Origin of the sequence: Thiobacter sp. AK1, assembly GCF_039822265.1 — a bacterium.
GTDB lineage: Bacteria > Pseudomonadota > Gammaproteobacteria > Burkholderiales > Thiobacteraceae > Thiobacter > Thiobacter aerophilum.
On sequence record NZ_JBAJEX010000032.1, the window covers coordinates 1 to 537 of the forward strand.

The 537-nt window shown below is 49.0% G+C and carries 1 protein-coding gene; it reads left to right on the forward strand.

The window, feature by feature from the left end; translation table 11 throughout:
• Window positions 1-420, forward strand: a 420-nt coding sequence (locus V6E02_RS12935; RefSeq protein ID WP_347309216.1) for a hypothetical protein, incomplete at its 5' end; no start/stop codon positions are given.
• Window positions 421-537: the final 117 nt, after the last annotated feature.

Consider the following 537-nt stretch of genomic DNA (forward strand, 5'->3'; position numbering starts at 1 on the left):
CTGGCTATCAGCTTCTTCGAGGGCAGGAAGGCGTACTGGGATTATCAGGTGCGGAAGATGTGTGAGAAGGATGGGGGAGTTTTTGTTGTACAGCAAATCCACTTGAACGCGGATGATTATCGTCGCTTGGGTGGTGAGCAAGGTGAGATTCCAATTCCAGAACGAGGAAGTGCGCCTACAAAGGCAGAGTATGTGTCGGATACAGTTCGTCGAGTGATCCGTGAGGGCAATCCTTCCGTATGGCGTACTGAGGCGACTATTCACGCTGTCGCTAACGACAAGATAATCGCTCGATACATTAATTACAGCAGAAGAGGTGGCGACTTTCCCACCTTTGCCCACCCAAGTTCGTTTAGCTGCGATCAGGGCATGGGTTCAGTTAGCAGAAAAATATTTCTTATTGAGGGGAATACGAAATGAGCGCAATTCCGCAGATTTATGATCAATCAGAACTCGCTTTAGTTGTGTATCTTTCTTTCTGTAAATTCTGTTCCGCCGTATCTGTAGGGCGGTGGGCGGTGAGTCTGGCGCCATGAC